This is a genomic window from Noviherbaspirillum sp. Root189 (assembly GCF_001428545.1).
Taxonomy (GTDB): Bacteria; Pseudomonadota; Gammaproteobacteria; order Burkholderiales; family Burkholderiaceae_D; genus Noviherbaspirillum.
This window is the reverse complement of record NZ_LMHZ01000074.1, coordinates 1-2,613: the sequence shown is the minus strand read 5'-3', so window position 1 is coordinate 2,613 and position 2,613 is coordinate 1. Positions and strand designations below refer to the sequence as shown.

General features: G+C 52.1%; 2 protein-coding genes. Both read left to right on the top strand.

The window, feature by feature from the left end; genetic code table 11:
- Nucleotides 1-610 precede the first annotated feature (610 nt).
- Complete coding sequence (locus ASE07_RS26340; protein WP_057293793.1) at nucleotides 611-1,855, top strand: MFS transporter; 1,245 nt, start codon at nucleotides 611-613, stop codon at nucleotides 1,853-1,855.
- A 390-nt stretch (nucleotides 1,856-2,245) separates the two neighbouring features.
- The gene (locus ASE07_RS26335; RefSeq protein WP_057293792.1) at nucleotides 2,246-2,530 is read left to right on the top strand and encodes a DUF5710 domain-containing protein; all 285 of its coding nucleotides are present in this window, start codon (nucleotides 2,246-2,248) and stop codon (nucleotides 2,528-2,530) included.
- Nucleotides 2,531-2,613 lie beyond the last annotated feature (83 nt).

Genomic DNA, 2,613 nt, shown 5'->3' with positions numbered 1-2,613 from the left:
CACCTTGAATTCTTCTGTGTACCGTTTGCCGCTCATAACACCTCCCTTTAGCCAAATTGTAAGGCTCGGAAGTGTCTATGAAACCAGGGGCGATTCAACGTTCTCGAAATGACCAGAACAACAACGTCATTTAGCGTCCCGATTTCAACGTCGCCCCGCGTAGCGCAGGGCGCATTGATATTTATGGCGCCATACTGGACCGGAGAGTCGAGTGTTTTAGCAAAGCCGCCTCTCGTCAGTGGGCACCTCTGGAAGCTGGAGTCCTTTACTCGAACGGTAGAGATTATGCATAAGGGAAGCGAGGTGCTAAACCGTGCTGATTTTCGTTCGTCGCTTAAGATATGGCGATAGGTAGTGCAAAATTCCGGTTACGTTCAGGCAGGCGTAGCAACTGCACGTATTATGCGAGAGCCGTCATATCTGGCTTAGGGGGACGTCGATGGAAGTAATTTTGGCTATATTTTTGGTGGTCTTACCGTGAAGTCAGCGTTTTTCCGCCAGCTTTACTAGCTCGCGCAAGACGGCTTGGTTTGACCTCCTTACACCTGATGGCTTTTGTTAACTGAAACGAACCGTTCGCCAGTAACCTTTTGCAGTCCGTGACCAACCTATGACAACCAAGACAGCAGCCCTCGATAGCACAACCATTTCTTCTGTGATCTCGGCCGGAGACCAACCCAAAGGAACCTTCTTTGCGCGCATCGTCGCAGCGGCTGCATTCGCTCATCTGCTGAACGACTTGATTCAGGCAATGCTGCCTTCCATCTTCCCAATGTTGAAGACGCAGTTTTCGCTCAGCTTCGGCGAGATTGGCATGATTGCACTGACCTATCAGGTCACGGCTTCCCTGTTGCAACCATGGGTCGGTCTCTACACCGACAAACATCCCAAGCCCTATTTGCTTCCCTGCGGGATGATCGTGACGTTACTAGGTATAGTGTTTCTAGCGATCGCTGGCAGCTACTCCATGCTGCTATTCGCCGCTGCAGTTGTTGGTGTTGGTTCCGCTACATTCCATCCTGAAGCATCGCGGGTAGCTCGGATGGCATCCGGCGGTCGGTTCGGTACGGCCCAGTCCACGTTCCAGGTAGGCGGTAATTCCGGCTCGGCGATTGGGCCACTGCTGACTGCGGCCATTGTTATTCCACATGGGCAGTCTGCCATTGCTTGGTTCATGGTCGCAGCATTGATCGCAATTGCTGTTCTATTCCGCCTCACAGGATGGACCCTCACGCACGGACACGCCCAGTTGAAGGGACTGGCGCGCCACCAAAAGGAAGGGCTCAGCCGCTCCGGTATCATTCAAGCCGTCGTGGTCATCTGCATCCTGATGTTTGCGAAGTTCGTATACATCGCGTCATTCACAAACTACTTCACCTTCTACCTGATTCAGCGATTCGGGCTTGCCGTCCAGGAAAGCCAAATCTTCCTGTTCATCTTTCTGGCGTCAGTGGCCATAGGTACCTTTGCAGGTGGCCCAGTGGGCGACCGTATCGGCCGAAAGGCGGTAATCTGGATTTCGTTCCTGGGTGTCGCCCCATTTGCCTTGGCACTGCCGTATGCCAACTTGCTTTGGACTGCTGTGCTCGCTAGCACGGTCGGCTTGGTAATGTCCTCGGCATTCGCGGCACTGGTGGTCTATGCCCAGGAAGCAGTACCAGGCCGTGTTGGCTTGGTGTCTGGGTTAATGTTCGGATTAATGTTTGGCATCGGCGGCATTGGCGCTGCTGGTCTGGGACAACTGGCCGATACGTATGGAATTGTCTGGGTCTATGGTGTTACTTCATTCCTTCCACTACTTGGACTGGCAACCACCTTCCTCCCAAACACTCGCAAGCAAATGCGGCCGGGTTGAGTCCGGTTTGCACCTGATGGCCGGCTATGATTGAAGACCTTATAAATTTTCAGTGTGAATGTCGCCGATAAATGGAACGGGCCGCTCGTGACTTAAACACGAACCTATTCTTCGGCTCGACTTCCGAAACTTAATAAAAGCGACAGAATGTCTGAATGCCTATTGGGAACAGCCATCTAAGTACGATTAATTGTTGAGAGAATGCCGCTGCATACATCATTCAAATACACAAGCAAACGTAACAGGAATCACATCGGATATGGGCATCGCGTAATATGGCATGTTCGTGTGACGTAACCACTTGCAGCTGCGTACCAGGTAGCTGAATGCGTTTTTAAGCAAATCGGGTAATACACTTAAAGCAGGGCACTCGGAATCCAGATCGGCTCTATGGCAATAAAAACCTTCTTGTCCGTACCCACCGAAGACAGTGAATTGGCTCAGTCTTTCGGGGCGCAGCTGGACACCACAACTGGTCGATTGTTCGTGCCGCAAGGGATGGCGTTGGCACCGTTTTCTGCGTGGCTGCCTTCCAGCCGCGACACATTGGCAATATCGATACTGCAGGGTCGCGGCGTATCGCTGACTGATCTGCTGGGCCGTGTATCCGGTGCTATCAAAACGGCATTCGAAGACCCGCTCTGGGTCCGCATCGAGATCCGTCGAGCGAAGTAATTTTGGCTGCATTTTTTGACACCTGCCACCCTTAAGCCGCCGATTTTCAGCCAAATTTACTAGCGTACAAAAAGAAGTAAATT

What these genes read in the sequence shown, in the direction of transcription:
- ASE07_RS26340 (WP_057293793.1), top strand. Translation starts at nt 611, where the DNA reads ATGACAACCAAGACAGCAGCCCTCGATAGCACAACCATTTCTTCTGTG.
- ASE07_RS26335 (WP_057293792.1), top strand. Translation starts at nt 2,246, where the DNA reads ATGGCAATAAAAACCTTCTTGTCCGTACCCACCGAAGACAGTGAATTG.